This is a genomic window from Stenotrophomonas sp. YJH_SMC_73 (assembly GCF_059370155.1).
Genome location: NZ_JCAFTJ010000003.1, coordinates 259,333 through 277,630 on the forward strand (window position 1 = coordinate 259,333; position 18,298 = coordinate 277,630).

An 18,298-nucleotide genomic window follows, 5' to 3' on the forward strand; every position below is an offset into this window, starting at 1 on the left:
AGAGGCTCCGATTGTTACTATGTAACATTATGGACCACATCCCCACGACGCCTGCAAGGGCCCTGGCCCAGCCGCCAGCTTCGGCACGCTGGCACCCCCGCTTCGATCTAGCCGGGGCCTGGCTGTCCCTGGCCTGCGCCGCCCATTGCATCGCCCTGCCCCTGCTGTTGGCCTTCGTGCCGGCAGCGATGATGGCGCTGCGCTCGTTCCAGCACCCCGGCCATCGCGCGATGACGGTGCTGCTGATGATGTCGCGCTGGGAATGGGTGTTTGCGCTGCTGGCCTCGTCGCTGGCCTTGGCGAGCACCTTGGCCGGGGCTCACCGGCATGGGCGCTGGCGACCTGCAAGGCTGGCCTGCGTCGGCGCCCTCCTGCTGTTGCCGGCCTCGCTGTACCTGCCGAAGGAATCACTGCTCTGGCATGGCGTGGCGACAGCTGGTGGTGGCGTGCTGCTGGCATGCGCGCACATCGGCAACCGCCGCGCGCTGCACAACCGCCGGTAGTGCCGGCCGCTGGCCGGCAGCTGCCGGATCCCGGCAGCCGGCCAGCGGCCGGCTCTACCCCCTCCATGCATGGGCCATGCATCAGGGGATACGCAGCTGGTAGTGCCGGGCGCTGGCCGGCAGCCCCAGAGACCCGGCAGGCGGCCAGCGGCCGGCTCTACCCATCCATGCATGGGCCACGCAACAGGTGATACACAGTTGGTAGTGCCGGCCGCTGGCCGGCAGCCCCGGGACCCGGCAGCCGGCCATCGGCCGGCTCTACCCATCCGTACATGGGCCACGCATCAGGTGATACACAGCCGGTAGTGCTGGCCGCTGGCCGGCAGCCCCAGAGACCCGGCAGCCGGCCAGCGCCCGGCTCTACGCCGCCTTATTCGTCAAACGGACGCTGGCCGAGCGTCTGCGTCACGTGGTCGACGAAACAGGTGATGCGCGCGGCCAGCGCGGTGTTGCGGTAGTACACCGCGTTGATCGGCTGGCGCACCTCCTGCGTCTGCCTGGCGAACAACTGCACCAGGCGTCCGTCACGCCGGTCCTGTCGGGTCAGGAAGTCGGACAGGCAGGCGATGCCCAGCCCGGTCACCGCCATCTGCCGCAGTGTCTCGCCACTGGATGAAGCAATCGCCGGCTCAATCACGAAAGGGCCGCCATCGGCATCCTGCAGCGGCCATTCGTTCAACGAACTGGGCTGGGTGAAGCCAAGCAGGTCGTGCTCGCGCAGCTGCTCCACCCGCGTGGGCGTGCCACGCCGGCGCAGGTACTCGGGGCTGGCCACCACGCGGATGCGGCTGTGGCCGATGGGCCGCGCATGCAGGGTGGAATCGCGCAGCACGCCAATGCGGAACGCTACGTCGGTGCGCTTCTCGATCAGGTCGGTGATGCCTTCATTGGAATTCAGCTCCAGCTCCACCTGCGGGTAGCGCTCGCGGAAGCCCTCCAGCAACGGCACGATGACGTGCAGCATGAACGGCGTGGCGGCGTCTACGCGCAGGCGCCCGACCGGCTGCAGCCGCCGCGCGGCCATCTGTTCCTCGGCCTCGTCCACCGTGGCCAGGATCGTGCGCGCGTACTCCAGGAATGCGGCTCCCTCCTCGGTCAGCTCCAGCCGCCGCGTGGTCCGCCGCAGCAGCGTGGTCTGCAGCTTGTCCTCCAGCCGCGCCAGGGTGCGGCTGGTGGCGGAGATGGTCAGCTCCAGCTCTTCGGCCGCGGCAGTGATCGAACCGCTGTCGACCACGGCCACGAAGGCCTTCAGCTCATCCAGGGTGGTTTTCATTTTTTACCTCGGCGCAAAAGCGTTTCCCGTATACACGGCTTAATCAACAAATGTAAAGCGCCCACACTTCGCCCTGTCCCGAGCCCACCGGCTCTCAACGAAGTCCCTGGAGTCCATCATGAGCGTTCCTTCCTTTGGCGTCGGCACCTTCCGCCTGACCGGCCAGACCGTCATCGATTCGGTGCGCAACGCCCTCGACGTCGGCTACCGTGCGATCGATACCGCGCAGATCTACGGCAACGAAGCCGAGGTCGGCCAGGCCATCGCCGAATCCGGCGTCCCGCGCGACGAGCTGTTCCTGACAACCAAGATCTGGGTGGACAACTACGCCGCCGACAAGCTGATCCCGAGCCTGCGCGACAGCCTGGCCAAGCTGCGCACCGGGTACGTCGACCTGCTGCTGATCCACTGGCCGGCGCCGGGCAATGGCGTTGAACTGCGCGAGTACATGACCGCGCTGGCCGAAGCCAAATCGCTGGGCCTGACCCGTCAGATCGGTGTGTCCAACTTCAACATCGAACTGACCCGGCAGGCCATCGAGGTGGTCGGCGCCGGCGAGATCGCCACCAACCAGATCGAACTGAGCCCCTACCTGCAGAACCCGGCACTGACTGCCTTCCTGCAGGAACAAGGCATCACCGTCACCTCCTACATGACCCTGGCCTACGGCAAGGTGCTGAAGGACCCGGTGCTGGCCGCCATCGCCGACAAGCACCAGGCCACCGTCGCCCAGGTCGCGCTGGCGTGGGCGCTGCAGCGGGGTTACTCGGTCATCCCGTCCTCGACCAAGCGCGAGAACCTGGCCAGCAACCTGCTTGCCCAGGACCTGCAGCTGGATGCCGATGACATGGCCGCGATCGCCGCGCTTGACCGCAACGGCCGCGAAGTCGATCCGCCCGGCCTGGCCCCGGCCTGGGACTGAGGAGCCTCGCCATGGGCAGTGCGTTGACGCGGCTGCAGGCCGGTGGTTTCAGCATCGGCATCGAAGCACCGCTGGACAATGACTGGACGCCGCTGGGCGAACAGGCACGACGCGCCGCGCGACGCCTGCCCGGCGAACCGGACCTGCAGCGCCATGCGGAGCTGGCACGGCTGGCCGACCGCCTTGGCTTCCGTGCGCTGTGGGTACGCGACGTGCCCGTGTACGACCCGGCCTTCGGCGATGCCGCACAGGTGTTCGAGGTGTTCAGTTACCTCGGCTACCTGGCCGGCATCACCGAGCACATCCTGCTGGGTACCGGCGCGGTGGTGCTGCCGATCCGCGAGCCGTTGCTGACCCTGAAGTCGGCACGCAGCGTGCAGCGGCTGAGCGGTGACCGCCTGCTGCTGGGCGTGGCCAGTGGCGACCGCCCGGTGGAGTACCCGCTGTTCGGCCGCGACTTCGACAGCCGTGGCAGCCGCTTCCGCGAGCACATCGCACTGCTGCGCGAAGGCGCTGCCGCGCACCTGCCGCAGGGCCTGGACGTGCTGCCCGCGGATGGCCCGGCCCTGCCGCTGTTCGTGGCCGGCCTGGCCCAGCAGCAACCGGCGTGGATCGGCCAGCACATGGATGGCTGCCTGGCCTACCCGGGCACGCCGCAGGACCATGTACAACGCGTGGCGGCCTGGCGCGCCGTGGCCGGCAACAAGCCCTATGCCAGCTTCATCCACCTGGACCTGGTGGCCGATGCCGATGCTCCTCTGCAGCGCTGGCGCTTCGGCCTGCGCGGCGGCCGCAACGCCCTGCTGGCCGAGCTGCACGCCATGCAGGCGGCCGGTGTCGACCACATCGGCCTGCAGTTCCGCCGCAACGAACGGCCGTTGGCCGAAACCTTCCACGAAATCGCCGAGTACGTGCTGCCGCACTTCCCGGCCCACGCCGGCGCCGCTGCGCCGCATGCCCCGCTTGCCGCCCCCGCGACGGCCTGACAATTACCGGAGCTTTGCCATGAAGATGAAGACCCTGGCTGCGCTAGCGCTGGCCACCCTGCCGCTGTCCTTCCAGGCCACCGCCGAGGACTGGTACCCCTCTGCCTACGGCGCCAACGACGAGATTGGCGCGGCCAACCTGCTGACCGCCGACGTGGTCAAGCACGCGGTCTCGCTGGTCAGGACCGGCAAGACCTATCCGCTGGCGGTGCCGGTGGACAAGAACCTGCCCGCGTTCCGCCACCGCAGCTTCCGCCTGTACAACGTGCAGGTCGGCCAGCAGGCTGGCAAGTCGCTGGGCCCCAACAAGTTCACCTTCAACGATGAACTGGTGAACGCCTGGACCGGCGTTGGCACCCAGCTCAACGGCATCGGCCATATCGGCATCGACAACGTCTACTACAACGGCAACAAGGCCGCCGACTTCGTCACCGTGGACGGGGTGCGCAAGCTTGGCGTCGAGAAGGTGCCGCCGATGGTCACCCGTGGCGTCGTGCTGGACATGACCACGTACTACGGCAAGGCGATCGTGCCCGGCGGCACCGAGTTCACCGTGGCCGACATCCAGGCCGTGCTGAAGAAGCAGGGGCTGCGCCTGCGCAAGGGCGACGTGGTGCTGTTCAACACCGGCTGGCTGGAACTGATCGGCAAGGACGACAAACAGTTCCTGGAAGTGGAACCGGGTATCGGCATGGAGGCGGCGAAGTGGCTGGCCGACCAGGGCATCGTCGCCTTCGGTGGCGACACCTGGGCCTCGGAGGTCTACCCGAACTCAAACGGTGCCGAGGAGTTCCCGATCAACCAGTACATGCTGGCCAAGCGTGGCATCTACAACCTGGAGCTGATCGACAGCCGTGCCCTGGTGCGCGACAAGGCCTGGGAATTCCTGTTCGTGCTCGGCCAGCCGCTGTACGTCGGTTCGACCCAGGTCAACATCAACCCGGTGGCAATCCGATGAACACCGCCGCTGACCTTCCCGTGTTCGCCGGCCGCCGCTTCCGCGTCAGCTATGACGGCCTGGCCGCCGACAATGTCTACAGCGCCGATGGCCGCCACGTGCAGTACGCCATCGTCTCTGGCGCCTATGCCGGTGCGCAGGGCGAAGCCGCCTGTGAGTGGCAGCGGATCAGCGACGGGGTCTATGCCATTTCGTGGCAGGAAGCCGATGGCGCTACGGTCGTGCATGTCGATGACTTCGCGGGCGGGCATTCGCTGGCCTGGTTCACCGCCACCGATGGCAGTTTCCATCGCATGCAAGGGCCGCTGGCAGCGCTGTGATGCCGGCCAGCGGCCGGCGGACGGAACATTACAGATCGGTAATGCAGGGGTCAGGGCAGCGAAAGGCGCTGCCCTCCACCCTGTGGCCCATGTCTTCCACAGGTGTCCCACGCATGGCCCGTCCCCTGCTCCGCTCCACCGCCCTTGTTGTCCTCGTCTCCGGCCTCGCGGTTGCGCCCCTGGCCCTGGCCCATCCCAGCCTGGTGCGCTCGACGCCGGCCGTCGACGCGACCGTGGCGCCGGCCAGCCAGATCGAGCTGCAGTTCAGCGAGAAGGTGATGCCGCGTGCCACCCGCATCGAACTGAGCATGGACCATGGCCGCATGAAGATGGCCATGCCCACCACTGCGCAGGAGCTCTCCGAAGATGGCCACACCCTGCGCGCACGCTTCGCCAAGCCCTTGCCGGCAGGCAGCTACGCACTGCAGTGGCGCGCGGTGGGCCAGGACAGCCACCCGATCACTGGCACGTACCGTTTCACCGTGAAATAAGGCTGCCATCGTGGCCGAGCTCTCGCCGTATGCGCTGCGGCTGGCACTGTACCTGGTGCTGATGCTGCTGTTCGGGCGGATGCTGTTCGTCCGTCCGGGGCTGCCGCGCGGCGTCTCGCTGGCGCTCGCCCTGATCGCGTTGGCCGTGGTGGTCACCGATGCCATCACCCGCCTGACCGGTGTGCTCGGCATCGCACCGGCCGACATCGACCCTGCAACGGCGCACTGGTTCCTCACCGGTACGTCGGTGGGTAAAGCCGGCCTGCTGCGTACCGTGGCGGTGCTGGCGATGCTGCCCCTGCTGGCATTCGCCACGCCGCTGCCGGGCCTGCGCCGCGTGGCCCTGCTCGCTTTGTCTGCCACGGCGTTGGCCAGCTTGTCCTGGAACGGCCACGCCGCTGCGGGCGATGGGTTCGGCGGCACCTTGCGGCTGCTGGCCGGCATCGTGCACCTGCTGGCCGCCGGTGCCTGGGTCGGCGCGATCGCCGCCATCCTGCAGTTGGCGCTGCGTCCACAGGGCCTGCGCCTGCGCGAGCGCACCTACGAGTTGTGGCGGGCCGCGCACAGCTTCGCCCTGCCGGGCACGGTCATCGTCGCCCTGCTGGCAATGACCGGCACCTATACCTATGTCGATCTCGGCGGTTCCGTGCAGACCCTGACCGGTACCGCGCATGGGCGCTGGCTGCTGCTCAAGCTGGCCCTGGTGGTCGGCATGCTGGGGTTGGCGGCGCTGCATCGCTGGCGATTGGTACCGGCCTTGGCCACCTCCATCCGCGACGGCTGGCAACCGCGGCCGCTGCGTTCCCTGCGCCACAGCCTGGCCTGCGAGTCGGTGCTGGCCGTGCTGGTGCTGGCCTGCGTGGCGGTGCTTGGTACTCTGGACCCGTTGGCGTGAGCCTGCGCAGCCAGCCCACGTGCAAGCTGCGATGATGGGCGCATCATGAAACTGCTGATCGTCGAAGACGAACCCAAGACCGGCAACTACCTGCGCCAGGGCCTGATCGAGGCCGGCTACGTGGTCGATCTCGCCTGCAACGGCGTCGACGGGCTGCACCTGGCCGGCAGCGGCGAGTACCAACTGATCATTCTCGATGTGATGCTGCCCGGCCTGGATGGCTGGAACGTGCTGTCGCGGTTGCGCGCCGGAGGGTGGCAGACACCGGTGCTGTTCCTGACCGCGCGCAGCAGCATCGCCGACCGCGTGCAGGGCCTGGAACTGGGCGCCGATGACTACCTGGCCAAGCCGTTCGCCTTCGCCGAGCTGCTGGCGCGGGTACGCACCCTGCTGCGTCGCGGCCAGGCACAGCCGCAGGCCGAGCGCATCATCATCGCCGACCTGGTGGTGGATACCCTGCGCCGCCGGGTCGAACGCGGCGGCCAGCGCATCGCCCTCAGCCAGAAGGAATACACCCTGCTGGAGCTGCTGGCGCGTCGCCAGGGCGAAGTGCTGCCACGCTCGCTGATCGCCTCGCAGGTGTGGGACATGAACTTCGACAGCGACACCAACGTGATCGACGTGGCGATCCGCCGCCTGCGCGCGAAGATCGACGATGACTTCGATGCCAAGCTGATCGTCACCGTGCGCGGCATGGGCTATGTGCTGGAGGCGCCGGACGACGGTGCCGTGCACAGCGGATGAGCCTGCGTCGTTCCATCGCGGTACGGCTGACACTGCTGTTCGCCATCGTGGCCACGCTGGTGCTGGCCGCATTGGGCGTGGCGATCTATGTCAGCGCCCGCCATGATCTTGTTGCCCAGGACTTCATCGAACTGGAAAACAAGGTCGCGTTGATCCGCGACCTCGCTGACAATGGGCCTGCCGCCGCGCGCGGACCGCGGTTGGCAGAGGCGCTCGGCCATCATCCGGATATCGCCTTCCACATTGTTGATGGGAGCGGAACCGTACTGTTCTCCACTGCGCCGGCACTGCTGCGCGAGCATGCACGCAGCCAGCCCATCGACGCCGCGCCACGGCGGCACGACTGGATCCTCACCGATGGTCGCTGCATGCATGCCCTGCACCTGCGCCAGACGCTGGCCGACGGCAGCCAGCTGGTGACCCTGCTGGCCATTGATGACAACCGTCACGCCGACTTCCTGGAGCGCTTCCGCCACCTGCTGGCAATCGCCATCATCGGCGCCGCGGTGGCCAGCAGCCTGCTCGGCGGCTACGTGGTGCGGCGCACGCTGCGGCCGCTGCGCACGCTGGCCGATGAGGCAAGGCAGATCACCGCTGGCCGGCTGCAGCGCCGCCTGAGCGCGCGCAGTGCACCGGCCGAACTGGAGCAGCTGGCGCAGACCCTCAACGGCATGCTGGCACGCCTGCAGCAGGACTTCGCGCGGCTGACCGAATTCTCCGGTGATCTCGCCCACGAGCTGCGCACGCCCATCACCAATATGCTCACCCAGGTGCAGGTGGTGCTGGCGCACCCGCGCAGCAACGAGGCCTACCGCGAGACGCTGGCGTCGTGTGCCGAAGAACTGCAGCAGCTGGCACAGACCGTGGGCGACCTGCTGTACCTGGCGCAGGCCGAAGCACCGGGCGCGCTGCCTTCGCGCGAGCCGGTGGCGCTGGATGGGGTGGTGGATTCGCTGCTCGAGTTCTACGAGCTGCTGGCCGAGGACCGGCAGTTGACCCTGCGCCGCGAAGGTGTGGCGAGCGTGGAAGGCAACCGCTTGATGCTGCACCGGGCGTTTGCCAACCTGCTGTCCAACGCGTTGAAGCACGCCGCTGCCGGCAGCGAGGTGCGGGTACGGCTGGCCGAGGCCGATGGCGTGTGCAGGGTCAGCGTGCACAACGTCGGCACGCCGATTTCCGCCGAAGCGCTGCCGCGCCTGTTCGATCGGTTCTACCGCGGCGAGCGTGGCCGACACGAAGGTGCGGGGCTGGGCCTGGCGATCACCCGCGCGATTGCACAGGCGCATGGCGGCAGCGTGAGTGTTGCGTCCGATGACACCGGCACCGTGTTCGAGCTGGTGCTGCCGGGCGCCGCAGCCCGGTAGTGCCGGCCGCTGGCCGGCACCCCCGGGGTACATCAAGCGCATTGCGGTTGCCGGCCAGCGGCCGGCACTACCCTCTGCGGTCGGACGGCTTCGCGTGCCGCTCCGGCAGTGCCGGCCGCTGGCCGGCACCCCCGGCCTGCTCGAACACCCCGGCCACCCAGTCGATGAACACCCGCAAGCGTGGGGACGGCGTGCGGTTGCGCGGGTAGACCAGGCTCAACGGGCTTGGGGTCGGCGGCGCGTCCGGCAACAGCTCCACCAGCTGCCCGCGCGCGATATACGGGTCCATCCGGTAGCGCGGAGCCTGGATGATGCCCAGGCCCGCCAGCGCGGCGCCGAGGAACGCATCCGCACCGGACACACGCACCCGCACCGGCAGCGGCACGTAGCGCACCTGCCCGCCCTGCTGGAACTCCAGCGGAATCAGCTGGCCGGTGGCGCTGGAGCGATAGCCCACCATTTCATGGCCACCCAGCAGGGACTCGATGCTGCCTGGCACGCCCTTGGCCTGCAGGTAGCCCGGCGCGGCCACCGTGACCTCGCGCAGCATCGCCAACCGGCGCGCCGCCAGATCGCTGTCGGCCAGCGTGCCCACCCGCAGCGCCGCATCCACGCCTTCGCGCAGCAGATCGACATAGCGGTCGCCTTCGCTGACCTCCAGTTCGATCTCCGGGTAGCGCTGCAGGAACTCCGGCAGGTGGGGAAACAGCAGGTGCCGGCCCAGCGTGCCATGCACCTCAATGCGCAAGGGGCCGCGCGGCGGCGCGTCACGGAAGGCGGCCTCGGCGTCGTCCATGTCGGCGATCAGGCGTAGACAACGGCCATAGAAGGCCTCGCCTTCCAGCGTCGGCACCACCAGCCGCGTGGTCCGGTGCAGCAGGCGCACGCCCAGCCGCTGTTCCAGCGCCTTGATGGCGTCGGTCACCGTGGCCCGCGGCAGGCCCAGGTCCTCGGAGGCCCGGGTGAAGCTGCGGCGCTCGACGATACGGACGAAGGCGCGCATGCACGTGAAGCGGTCCATTGTTCGGCCATCCGGATGATGTTGGCGGATTATGCAGGATTATCCGAAAGCGCGATTTCGCGAAGATGGCGCTGCGCCACTTCGGCGTGTCCCCGTGGAAGCCACCATGACCCTCTCCCCCGCCCGCTCTGTCGCCTTGGTCACCGGCGGATCCCGTGGCATCGGTGCCGCCATCTCGCGTCGGCTCGCCGCCGATGGCCACGCGGTCGCGATCAACTATGCGGGCCGCCGCGACGACGCCGAAGCCTTGGCGGCCGAACTGAGCGCCGCCGGCGCGCAGGCCATCGCGCTGCAGGCCGATGTGTCCGATCCGCAGGCGGTGCGCCAGCTGTTCGACGCCATCGAAGCCCGTTTCGGCGGCATCGACGTGGTGGTCAACAGCGCCGGGGTGCTGCAGCTGGCACCACTGGCCGATACCGACGACGCCCTGTTCGAGCGGGTGATCGGCATCAACCTCAGGGGCGCCTTCAACGTGCTGCGCGAAAGCGCGCGACGGGTGCGCGACGGTGGCCGGCTGATCACCCTGTCCACCAGCGTGGTCGGCATCCGGCTGGAGAACTACAGCGTGTATGCGGCCAGCAAGGCGGCGGTGGAGACGATGGGCGCAATCCTCAGCAAGGAGCTGCGCGGGCGCAACATCACCGTGAACGCCGTGGCGCCCGGACCGACCGCCACCGATCTGTTCCTGGATGGAAAATCGCCCGAGCTGATCGAGCGGTTGGCGAAGATGAACCCCCTGGAGCGGCTGGGCATGCCGGAGGACATCGCCGGCGCGGTGGGGTTCCTGGCAGGTGCCGATGGCGGATGGATCAACGGCCAGGTGCTGCGCGCCAACGGCGGGATGGTATAGATCGCACAGGTGGCATCCACGCATGGCGCGACGCCCTTGTAGAGCCGAGCCCATGCTCGGCTGCTCTTCGCGCAAAGGCCAGAAGCAGCCGAGCGTGGGCTCGGCTCTACAGGTAGGTCACGCGATGCGCGCCTCGCGGCGGCGATGCACCCAGTAGTACAGCGTCGGCGCGGTGGGGTTCCTGGCAGGTGCCGATGGCGGATGGATCAACGGCCAGGTGCTGCGCGCCAACGGCGGAATGGTGTAGATCGCACAGGTGGCATCCACGCATGGCGCGACGTCCTTGTAGAGCCGAGCCCATGCTCGGCTGCTCTTCGCGCAAAGGCCAGAAGCAGCCGAGCGTGGGCTCGGCTCTACAGGTAGGTCACGCGATGCGGGCCTCGCGGCGGCGATGCACCCAGTAGTACAGCGTCGGCAACACCAGCAGGGTCAGCAGCATCGCCGACAGCAGACCACCGATCACCACCACCGCCAGCGGCTTCTGGGTCTCGGCACCGATCGCATGCGAGGTGGCCATCGGCAGCAGGCCGAACATCGCCAATAGTGCGGTCATCAGCACCGTGCGCAGGCGCTGCAGCGAACCCTGCACCACCGACTGCAGCAGGTCCATGCCCTGCTCGCGCAACTGGGCGAAGCGGCTGAGCATCACCACGCCGTTCAGCACCGCTTGCCCGAACAATGCAATGAAGCCGATTGCCGCCGACACCGACAGCGGAATGCCGGTCAGCCAAAGGGCCAGGATGCCGCCGATCATCGCCAGTGGCACGTTGGCCAGGATCAGCGCGGCGCTGCTGATGTCCTTGAAGGCATCGAACAGCAGCACGAAGATGATCAGCACCGACAGCGGAATCACCCAGCCCAGCCGCTTCATCGCACGCTGCTGGTTCTCGAACTCGCCGGACCACTCCAGCCGATAGCCTTCCGGCAGCTGTACGCTGGCATCCACGCGCTTGCGCATGTCAGCCACCACGCTGCCCATGTCGCGGCCGGCGATGAAGATGCTCACCGCCTTCACCCGCTGTGCGTTCTCGCGCGAGATGTTGATCGCGCCGCTGGCCATGCGGAAGTCGGCCACGTCGGACAGCGTCACCGTGTGGCCATCGCCGATGCCAACCGGCACCGTACGCAGCCGCTGCAGGTCACGATCGGCATCGTCCAGGCGCAGGGTGATGGGGAATCTGCGGTCACCCTCCCACAGCTCGCCGACCTGGCGCCCGCCCAGTGCGGTCTCGATCACTTCGTCGACGTCGCGTACGTTCAGGCCATAGCGCGCGGCGCGGTCGCGGTCGATCTCGATCTGCAGCTGCGGCAATGACCCGTCGCGGTCGATGAAGGCGCTCTCCACGCCCTCCACGCCGCGTACCTGGCCGAGGATCGCCTGCGCCTGCTGGTTCAACACGTCCAGATCCGAGCCGCTGACCTTGATCACCACCTGGCCCTTGATCTGCGAGATGCTCTCCAGGATGTTGTCGCGCACCGGCTGCGAAATCGAGAACTCGGGGCCCGGAATGCGCTGCTCCAGCGTGCGCTGCAGATCGCTCACCAGCTGTCGCTTGTCCACGCCTTTCGGCCATTCCTTCTCCGGCTTCAACGCCACCAGCGCCTCGATCTGGTTGGCGCCCTTGGCATCGGAGCCGTCTTCCGGGCGTCCCAGCTTGGCCACCACCGTCGATACCTGCGGGAACGTGCCGACCAGCTCACGGATGCGCCGCGACTGCTGCTGCGCTTCGCCCAGGCTGGTGCTCGGGTCGAGCGTGGCCGTCAGCCAGATCGATCCTTCGTCCAGCTCGGGCAGGAACTCCGAACCCAGCCGCGTGCCCAATGCCAGCGTGCCGACCAGCAGCGCAACCGCGGTCAGCACTACCGCACGCGGGCGGGCCAGTGCGCGCTCCAGGACCGGCCGGTACCAGCCGGTCAGGCGGTCCATCAGCGGATTGCCGTCGCGCATGCGGTCGCGCCGCAGCCACCAGTAACAGAACAACGGCACCACGGTCAGCGCCAGGATCAGCGCGCCGATCAGTGCCGAGGTCACCGAGTACGCCATCGGCGCGAACATGCGGCCTTCCTGGCGCTGCAGGGTGAAGATCGGGATGTGCGCGGCGATGATGATCAGCATCGAGAAGAACGTCGGCCGGCCCACTTCCGACGCTGCCGAAAGAATGGTCGAGAACCGTGTCTTACGATCGGCCGCAGGTGGCAGCTTCGACAATCGCGAGACGATGTGCTCGGTCACGATCACCGCGCCATCGATGATGATGCCGAAGTCCATCGCACCCAACGACAGCAGGTTGGCCGGCACGCCCCACAGATGCAGGCCAAGGAAGGTCGACAGCAGCGCAAGCGGCATCATCGCCGCCACGATCAGCGCGGCACGGGCGTTGTACAGGAACAGCCACAGCACCAGGAACACCAGCACCGCGCCTTCCAGCAGGTTGCTGAAGACGGTCTTCAGCGTGGTCGAGACCAGCCACGAGCGGTCGTAGAACGGCTCGATGCTGACCCCGGCCGGCAGCTGGTTCGCTTCGATCTCGGCGATGCGCGCATGCAGGGCGTCGAGCACGTCGGACGGGTTCTCGCCCTTGCGCATCAGCACCATGCCGAACACCGCATCGTCGTTGTCATCCTGGCCGACCAGGCCCTGCCGGGGCAGGCCGGTATCGGCGATGCCAGCCAGGTCGCGCACCAGGATCGGCGTGCCACTGCGCTGCGCCACGACCACGTTGCCGATGTCGGCCGGCGAGCGCATCAGACCGACGCCGCGGATCAGGAACTGCTGCTGGCCACGTTCCACGTAGCCGCCGCCTGCGTTCGAGCTGCCCTTCTCCAGCGCCTCGGCGAACTCACCCAGGCTGATGCCGCGGTCACGCAGCTTGTCCAGGTCCGGCTTGACCTGGAACGTACGCGCGAAGCCGCCGAAACTGATCACATCGGCTACGCCCGGCACGGTGCGCAGGCTGCGCTCCATCGTCCATTCCTGCACGGTGCGCAGCTGGGTCGGCGTCAGGTGCGGGCCTTTCAGCACGTACCGGTAGATCTCGCCCACCGCCGAGCTCATCGCCTCCAGCTCCGGCGTCACCCCTTCGGGCAGCTCCACGCCCTGCAGGCGTTCCAGCACCTGCTGGCGCGCGAAGTAATCGTCGGCCTTGTCGTCGAAGGTCAGGATGATCATCGACAGGCCGAATTGCGTATGCGAGAACACCCGCACCGAATGCGGGATGCCGGACAGTGCCACTTCCAGCGGCATCGTCACCTCGCGCTCCACCTCCTCCGCGGCCCGGCCCGGGTGCAGCGATACCACCGTCACCTGGGTGTCGGACACATCCGGAAAGGCTTCCACCGGCAGCACGCGGAACGCGGCAATGCCAGCGCCGATGAACAGCAGCAGCGCCAGCATCACCATCAGCGGCTGGCGCAGGCAATAGGCAATCAGGCGATCGATCATGGCGCGGCATGCCCCGTCCCGGTGCTGGCGGCTGCGGGCGCACTGTCGACCAGCTGCTGCAGCAACAGGCCCCCTTCGACCACCACCCTGGCGCCCTGGGCCAGGCCCTCGCGCACCCACAGGCGGCCATCGCCCAGTTCCTCGGCACGCACGGCGCGGCGCGCGAAGCGGCCCTTGGCCTCCTCCACGAACACCACCTGCTTGCCGTCGATGAGCAGTACCGCAGCATCGGGCAGCGAGACACCGCCCCCGGCCGGCACTGCCACCTGCGCACGCACGTACTGGCCCGCCTTGAAACCGCGCGCACGGTTGTCCAGTTCGGCGCGCGCCTGCACCACGCGGCGTTCGCTGTCGACGAAGTCATCCACGTGCTGCAGGGTCGCCTGCTGCGGCTGCCCATCGGCGCCGGGCACGCTCACCTGCATGCCCGCCTTCAAGCGTCCGGCCAGGCTCTCCGGTACATCCAGCAGCAACCACAGGCGGTCAGGATCGCCAATCATCGCCAGCGGCTGTTCGCTGTCGGGGCTGACTGCCATGCCCGGGCTCATCCGCCGCTCCACCAGCACGCCATCAATGGGTGCGCGCAGCGGCAGCCGTTGGTCGACGTGCTGGCCGTTGCCATACGCTCTGGCGAAGGCGGTCGCGCGCGCGTGATCGGCCTGGCTGCCGGCGAAGCTGGCCTCGGCCTCGTCCAGTTCACGGCCCGACGCCACCCCTGCCGCGTGCAGTTCGCGGGTGCGGTCCAGTTCCCGGCGTGCCAGCTGCAGCTCGGCACGGCCACGCACGCCGTCCGCCTGCGCCTGGCCGAACTCGGGCGAGGTGATCCAGGCGATCACCTGGCCGGCCTTCACCTTCTGCCCCGGTTGCGCCTCGATGCGCGCCACCTGCCCCGCCAGCGGGGTGCGCAGCGCGCTGGAGCGGGTCTCGTTCCAGACCACCCGGCCCGGCAGCTGCAGGCTGGCGCTGGCACCGGCGGTCACCCGCTCGCTGCGCAGCACATCCAGCTGGCGGCTGCCGGCCGGAAACAGGATCTGGCCGGCACTGACCTGCGGCGCATCCTCGGTATACGACGCCGGTTCGCGACCGCAGCCGCCCAGCAGGGCCAGCGCCAGCAGGGCCGGCAGCATGGCATGTCGCGCCCGCGGGCGATGGGCGACGGTGGACTTCATCGGGACTCTCCTTCAGCAACGGATGTGGCCGCTTCCCAGCGCGCCAGGGCAATGGCATGGTCGGCACGCGCATCAATCAGCGCGGCCTCGAACTCGCGCCAGCTGCGGCGCGCGTCGAGCAGATCGGTCAGGCTGGCGGCGCCACGGCGATAGGCCAGTTCGATGCCCTCCACCGCCTTGCGCGCAGCGTCGGACTGCAGCCCCTCGTAGTCGCTGCGGCGCTGCGCGGCAGACTGCACGCTGGCCTGCAGCTGGTCCAGTTCAGCGTGTGCTTCGCGCTGCAGCAGCTGCAGTTCCAGCGCGGCGCTGTCCCGGTCGGCCTCGGCACGCTGGATCGCGCCGCGTGCGCGCGACGGGCCGCCCAGCGGAATGGTCAACGACACGCCCCAGGTGACACCGCTGATATCGGTGGGCTCGCGCTCGGCCTCCACACCCAGCTGGATGTCGCGGTGGCGCTCGCTACGTGCCAGGGCCACGCCAGCGTCGGCGGCGGCCAGGCGCGAGCGTGCCGCGCGCAGATCGGCACGCTGCTGCGGATCGAACGCGCGCACCTTGGCCACGCTGCTGGCATCCGGCCAGGGGTCATCGGCACTGAGGTCGCGGCTGTCATCGCTGCCGAGCAGCAGGCCCAGCGCATGCCGCGCGTCACGCAGATCCAGGGCCGCCTCGCGCGCCGCATCGGCCACCGCCAGATGGTCCACCGCCATCCGCGCGCGATCCACCGGCGCCATCGCCCCGGTGGCCACCTGCTTGTCGGCCGCCGCCATCTGTTCGGCCGAACTCTGGCGGTTGGCCTCGGCAATCTGCGCCCGCTCCTGCGCGCCCTTCAGGCCGAAATAGGCTTCATGCAGTGCCACCTGCTGCCGGCGGCGGGTATCGAGCATGTCCAGCCCGGCCACTTCCAGCAGTGCGTCCGCCTGGCGGATGCGCAATGCGCGCTTGCCACCGCGCTCCCAGGTCCAGCCCAGGCCCAGCGTGCTGTCCACCCGCTTGTCCTGCCAGCGCCCCGGGCCGATGCCGTGCTTCGGGCTGATCTTGCTGCTGCCGATCGACAGCTCGGCCGCTGGCCGCAACGCAGCGGTCAGCGCATCGCCCTGCACCCCACGCAGTTCCAATGCCGCCGCGCGCAGGTCCGGGTTGTGCGCTTCCATTGCACGCTGTGCATCCTGCAAGGACAGCGCCGAAGCCGCAGGCGCGCACGAAAGGGCGGCCAGCAGGGCCGCAAGACGACGGGAGAAATTCATGCACGTCACGGTAAGGTGACGCACTTGCGCCAAACTTGCCCCAACCTTGCACGAAGCTTGCAATGCGAATCCTGCTGATCGAAGACGACGCCGCCCTGGCCGATGGACTGATCCGCGCCCTGCAGGGCGCCGGCCATCTGTGCGACCACCTTTCGCGCGGGCTGCACGCGCCGGCTGCACTGGCCAGCGCGCCGTATGACGTGATGGTGCTCGATCTTTCATTGCCCGACGTCGATGGCCTCGACCTGCTCTCGCGCCTGCGCAACGACGGCGTCACCCTGCCGGTGCTGATCCTCACGGCGCGCGATGGCGTGGAGGACCGCATCCTCGGCCTTGACCGCGGTGGCGACGACTATCTCGCCAAGCCGTTTGCACTGGGGGAACTAGAAGCCCGCCTGCGTGCGCTGTCGCGTCGCCGCAGCGACGCACCGGCGCACAAGCGGTTGGGCCGTTTGTGCTTCGACAGCATCCGCAATGAAGTGCAGGTGGAAGGCCAGCGCATCGAACTGACCGCGCGCGAGCTGTCGCTGGTCGAGGCACTGATGCAGCATCCTGGCCGCACCGTCACCAAGCAGCGCCTGTTCGACGCGCTGTACAGCTGGGATCACGAGGCCAACCTGTCAGTGATCGAAGTGCATGTCAGCCGCCTGCGCCGCAAGCTGGAACAGGCGCGCGCCGGCGTCGGCATCCGCATGCTGCGTGGCCTGGGCTATCGGCTGGAAGCCGGTGGTGACTGAGCGTGTGCACAGCCTGCGTGGCCTGCTGCTGCGCCGCCTGTGGCTGCCCCTGCTGGTGCTGCTGCTGTGCAGCGCGATCGGTTCATTCGCGTTGGCCCGCTTCTATGCCGGCCAGGTCTATGACCGCTGGTTGCTGGACTCGGCGATGTCGTTGTCCGAGCTGGTGAAGGTGCAGGACGGGCGTGCCTCGATCGAGATCACGCCCGCGGTGTCGCGCATGTTCACCTGGGATACCGCTGACGAAGTGCATGGCGAAGTGGTCGACGCTGCGGGCGGGCGCCTGTATGGGGACCTGCCCGAAGCGCTGCCCCGCCCCGCGATCGCTGCCGGCAGCGACGATGCCGTCTACTACGACGCGCGCCTGCGTGGGCAGCCGGTGCGCATGGTCGAGGTCGTGGTCAGCGCTGGGCCGGGCCATGATATCCGCCTGCGCGTGGCCGAGACGCTGCGCAAGCGGCACCGGCTGGAGCGCAAGCTGCTGCTGGCCAGCATCCCGTTCCAGGCCGCGATCCTGGCGCTGGCCGCGTGGCTGGCCTGGTCCGGTACCGGCGCGGCTGCACGCCATGCCAACCAGGTGGCGCGGCGGCTGGCCAGCCCGCGTCCGGACCCGCTGGCGCCACTGGAGCCCGCGCAGGAAGCCCCACGCGAACTGTGGCCGGCGGTCGAAGCCTACAACGCACTGCTGCAACGGCTGGACGCGATGCAGGCCGCGCAACGGCGCTTCGTCAGCAATGCGGCGCACCAGCTGCGCACGCCGCTGGCGGCAATGCAGGTGGAGCTGGAGAGCTCACTCCGCCAACAGGATCCGCAGGCCCAGCAGCTGGCGCTGTCCGGCACGCTGGCCGGGCTGGCACGGCTGCAGCACCTGGTCAACCAGCTGCTGATGCTCAGCCGCTCGGAAGATCCACAGGGCAGCGCACTGCCGCTGCAGCCGCTGGATCTGGCCGCGTTGGCACGGGGCGTGGTCGAGCGCTACGCCGACCGTGCGTTGGTGGCGGGCGTGGACCTGGGTTACGACGGACCCGACGACGGCGTGAAGGTACAGGGTGATCCGCAGTTGCTGCGCGAGGCGCTGGGCAACCTGCTCGACAACGCGCTGCGCTACGGCGCCGTGCCCGGTGTGATCACCCTGGGACTACAGCGGGATGCCGAGGGCGTGCAGGTGTGGGTGGACGATGACGGTACAGGTATCGCCGAAGCCGAGCGCGCGCGCGTCACGGAACGGTTCTACCGGGCCAGCAGCGAGGGAGATGGCTGCGGGCTGGGGCTGGCGATCGTGGCCGAGATCGCGCAGCGGCATGGCGCCATATTGATGATCGAAACGGCGCCGCTCGGTGGCGCCCGCGTCGGGTTGCGTTTCCGTTGACCTTTGTCGAATT

The 18,298-nt window shown here is 68.6% G+C and carries 17 protein-coding genes and 1 pseudogene; 13 read left to right on the plus strand and 5 right to left on the minus strand.

All coding sequences use genetic code 11. From position 1 onward, the window contains the following. The first annotated feature begins 29 nt into the window (after positions 1-29). Positions 30-503, plus strand: coding sequence for a MerC domain-containing protein (locus tag AC5P8R_RS06525; protein ID WP_495223133.1), 474 nt, complete (start codon positions 30-32; stop codon positions 501-503). A gap of 370 nt (positions 504-873) precedes the next feature. On the opposite strand, the gene AC5P8R_RS06530 is transcribed toward AC5P8R_RS06525, so the two are convergent. Further along, on the minus strand, positions 874-1,776 hold the full coding sequence (locus AC5P8R_RS06530; protein ID WP_289213776.1) for a LysR family transcriptional regulator: 903 nt from the start codon (positions 1,774-1,776) through the stop codon (positions 874-876). A 118-nt stretch (positions 1,777-1,894) separates the two neighbouring features. Between AC5P8R_RS06530 and dkgB the strand changes: the two genes are divergently transcribed. The 8 genes from dkgB to AC5P8R_RS06570 all read left to right on the plus strand — a co-directional run bounded on the left by dkgB (position 1,895) and on the right by AC5P8R_RS06570 (position 8,456). Continuing rightward, a complete protein-coding gene (dkgB, locus tag AC5P8R_RS06535; protein WP_495223134.1) occupies positions 1,895-2,698 on the plus strand; it encodes a 2,5-didehydrogluconate reductase DkgB in 804 nt (267 codons plus the stop codon). 11 nt (positions 2,699-2,709) lie between these two features. Further along, positions 2,710-3,684 carry a TIGR03571 family LLM class oxidoreductase gene (locus tag AC5P8R_RS06540; protein ID WP_495223136.1) on the plus strand — a complete coding sequence of 325 codons (975 nt, stop codon included), beginning with the start codon at positions 2,710-2,712 and terminating at the stop codon, positions 3,682-3,684. Between the two features lie 19 nt (positions 3,685-3,703). After that, positions 3,704-4,642 carry a cyclase family protein gene (locus AC5P8R_RS06545; RefSeq protein ID WP_495223137.1) on the plus strand — a complete coding sequence of 313 codons (939 nt, stop codon included), beginning with the start codon at positions 3,704-3,706 and terminating at the stop codon, positions 4,640-4,642. Beyond that, positions 4,639-4,962 (plus strand): MoaF-related domain-containing protein, encoded by a 324-nt coding sequence (locus AC5P8R_RS06550; RefSeq protein WP_169411111.1) that lies wholly within the window; start codon positions 4,639-4,641, stop codon positions 4,960-4,962. The genes AC5P8R_RS06545 and AC5P8R_RS06550 overlap by 4 nt, the downstream gene beginning before the upstream one ends. A gap of 113 nt (positions 4,963-5,075) precedes the next feature. Further along, positions 5,076-5,453 (plus strand): copper homeostasis periplasmic binding protein CopC, encoded by a 378-nt coding sequence (copC, locus tag AC5P8R_RS06555; RefSeq protein ID WP_495223138.1) that lies wholly within the window; start codon positions 5,076-5,078, stop codon positions 5,451-5,453. A gap of 10 nt (positions 5,454-5,463) precedes the next feature. Continuing rightward, entirely contained in the window at positions 5,464-6,348 is an 885-nt protein-coding gene (gene copD / locus AC5P8R_RS06560; protein WP_495223139.1) for a copper homeostasis membrane protein CopD, read from the plus strand. Between the two features lie 45 nt (positions 6,349-6,393). Then, positions 6,394-7,092: a heavy metal response regulator transcription factor gene (locus AC5P8R_RS06565; RefSeq protein WP_046430894.1), complete on the plus strand. Its 699-nt coding sequence runs from the start codon at positions 6,394-6,396 to the stop codon at positions 7,090-7,092. Continuing rightward, entirely contained in the window at positions 7,089-8,456 is a 1,368-nt protein-coding gene (locus AC5P8R_RS06570) for a heavy metal sensor histidine kinase (protein WP_495223140.1), read from the plus strand. Before AC5P8R_RS06565 ends, AC5P8R_RS06570 begins: the two co-directional genes overlap by 4 nt. A gap of 67 nt (positions 8,457-8,523) precedes the next feature. On the opposite strand, the gene AC5P8R_RS06575 is transcribed toward AC5P8R_RS06570, so the two are convergent. Then, on the minus strand, positions 8,524-9,477 hold the full coding sequence (locus AC5P8R_RS06575; RefSeq protein WP_495223141.1) for a LysR family transcriptional regulator: 954 nt from the start codon (positions 9,475-9,477) through the stop codon (positions 8,524-8,526). 106 nt (positions 9,478-9,583) lie between these two features. Between AC5P8R_RS06575 and AC5P8R_RS06580 the strand changes: the two genes are divergently transcribed. Both AC5P8R_RS06580 and AC5P8R_RS06585 read left to right on the plus strand, forming a co-directional pair. Beyond that, complete coding sequence (locus AC5P8R_RS06580) at positions 9,584-10,327, plus strand: SDR family oxidoreductase (protein ID WP_053495180.1); 744 nt, start codon at positions 9,584-9,586, stop codon at positions 10,325-10,327. A gap of 169 nt (positions 10,328-10,496) precedes the next feature. Beyond that, positions 10,497-10,574, plus strand: a pseudogene (locus tag AC5P8R_RS06585) (3-ketoacyl-ACP reductase); the annotation flags it as partial. A 117-nt stretch (positions 10,575-10,691) separates the two neighbouring features. On the opposite strand, the gene AC5P8R_RS06590 reads toward AC5P8R_RS06585, so the two are convergent. From AC5P8R_RS06590 to AC5P8R_RS06600, 3 genes are read right to left on the minus strand one after another with little or no spacing between them, the layout of a single operon-like run. Then, positions 10,692-13,769: an efflux RND transporter permease subunit gene (locus AC5P8R_RS06590; protein WP_164232586.1), complete on the minus strand. Its 3,078-nt coding sequence runs from the start codon at positions 13,767-13,769 to the stop codon at positions 10,692-10,694. Beyond that, positions 13,766-14,938, minus strand: a complete 1,173-nt coding sequence (locus AC5P8R_RS06595; protein WP_495223142.1) for an efflux RND transporter periplasmic adaptor subunit — start codon at positions 14,936-14,938, stop codon at positions 13,766-13,768. Before AC5P8R_RS06595 ends, AC5P8R_RS06590 begins: the two co-directional genes overlap by 4 nt. Beyond that, positions 14,935-16,182 carry a TolC family protein gene (locus AC5P8R_RS06600; protein WP_495223143.1) on the minus strand — a complete coding sequence of 416 codons (1,248 nt, stop codon included), beginning with the start codon at positions 16,180-16,182 and terminating at the stop codon, positions 14,935-14,937. The genes AC5P8R_RS06595 and AC5P8R_RS06600 overlap by 4 nt, the downstream gene beginning before the upstream one ends. Before the next feature lie 62 nt (positions 16,183-16,244). Between AC5P8R_RS06600 and AC5P8R_RS06605 the strand changes: the two genes are divergently transcribed. Both AC5P8R_RS06605 and AC5P8R_RS06610 read left to right on the plus strand, forming a co-directional pair. After that, positions 16,245-16,919: a response regulator gene (locus tag AC5P8R_RS06605; RefSeq protein ID WP_014647334.1), complete on the plus strand. Its 675-nt coding sequence runs from the start codon at positions 16,245-16,247 to the stop codon at positions 16,917-16,919. After that, positions 16,912-18,285 (plus strand): sensor histidine kinase, encoded by a 1,374-nt coding sequence (locus tag AC5P8R_RS06610; RefSeq protein WP_014647335.1) that lies wholly within the window; start codon positions 16,912-16,914, stop codon positions 18,283-18,285. The genes AC5P8R_RS06605 and AC5P8R_RS06610 overlap by 8 nt, the downstream gene beginning before the upstream one ends. The last annotated feature ends 13 nt before the right edge of the window (positions 18,286-18,298 follow it).

Coding starts and splice junctions, on each gene's coding strand:
- AC5P8R_RS06605 (WP_014647334.1), top strand. CDS start 16,245: ATGCGAATCCTGCTGATCGAAGACGACGCCGCCCTGGCCGATGGACTG.
- AC5P8R_RS06600 (WP_495223143.1), bottom strand. CDS start 16,182: ATGAATTTCTCCCGTCGTCTTGCGGCCCTGCTGGCCGCCCTTTCGTGC.
- AC5P8R_RS06530 (WP_289213776.1), bottom strand. CDS start 1,776: ATGAAAACCACCCTGGATGAGCTGAAGGCCTTCGTGGCCGTGGTCGAC.
- dkgB (WP_495223134.1), top strand. CDS start 1,895: ATGAGCGTTCCTTCCTTTGGCGTCGGCACCTTCCGCCTGACCGGCCAG.
- AC5P8R_RS06550 (WP_169411111.1), top strand. CDS start 4,639: ATGAACACCGCCGCTGACCTTCCCGTGTTCGCCGGCCGCCGCTTCCGC.
- AC5P8R_RS06575 (WP_495223141.1), bottom strand. CDS start 9,477: ATGGACCGCTTCACGTGCATGCGCGCCTTCGTCCGTATCGTCGAGCGC.
- AC5P8R_RS06545 (WP_495223137.1), top strand. CDS start 3,704: ATGAAGATGAAGACCCTGGCTGCGCTAGCGCTGGCCACCCTGCCGCTG.
- AC5P8R_RS06595 (WP_495223142.1), bottom strand. CDS start 14,938: ATGAAGTCCACCGTCGCCCATCGCCCGCGGGCGCGACATGCCATGCTG.
- AC5P8R_RS06540 (WP_495223136.1), top strand. CDS start 2,710: ATGGGCAGTGCGTTGACGCGGCTGCAGGCCGGTGGTTTCAGCATCGGC.
- copC (WP_495223138.1), top strand. CDS start 5,076: ATGGCCCGTCCCCTGCTCCGCTCCACCGCCCTTGTTGTCCTCGTCTCC.
- AC5P8R_RS06565 (WP_046430894.1), top strand. CDS start 6,394: ATGAAACTGCTGATCGTCGAAGACGAACCCAAGACCGGCAACTACCTG.
- AC5P8R_RS06580 (WP_053495180.1), top strand. CDS start 9,584: ATGACCCTCTCCCCCGCCCGCTCTGTCGCCTTGGTCACCGGCGGATCC.
- AC5P8R_RS06590 (WP_164232586.1), bottom strand. CDS start 13,769: ATGATCGATCGCCTGATTGCCTATTGCCTGCGCCAGCCGCTGATGGTG.
- AC5P8R_RS06525 (WP_495223133.1), top strand. CDS start 30: ATGGACCACATCCCCACGACGCCTGCAAGGGCCCTGGCCCAGCCGCCA.
- AC5P8R_RS06570 (WP_495223140.1), top strand. CDS start 7,089: ATGAGCCTGCGTCGTTCCATCGCGGTACGGCTGACACTGCTGTTCGCC.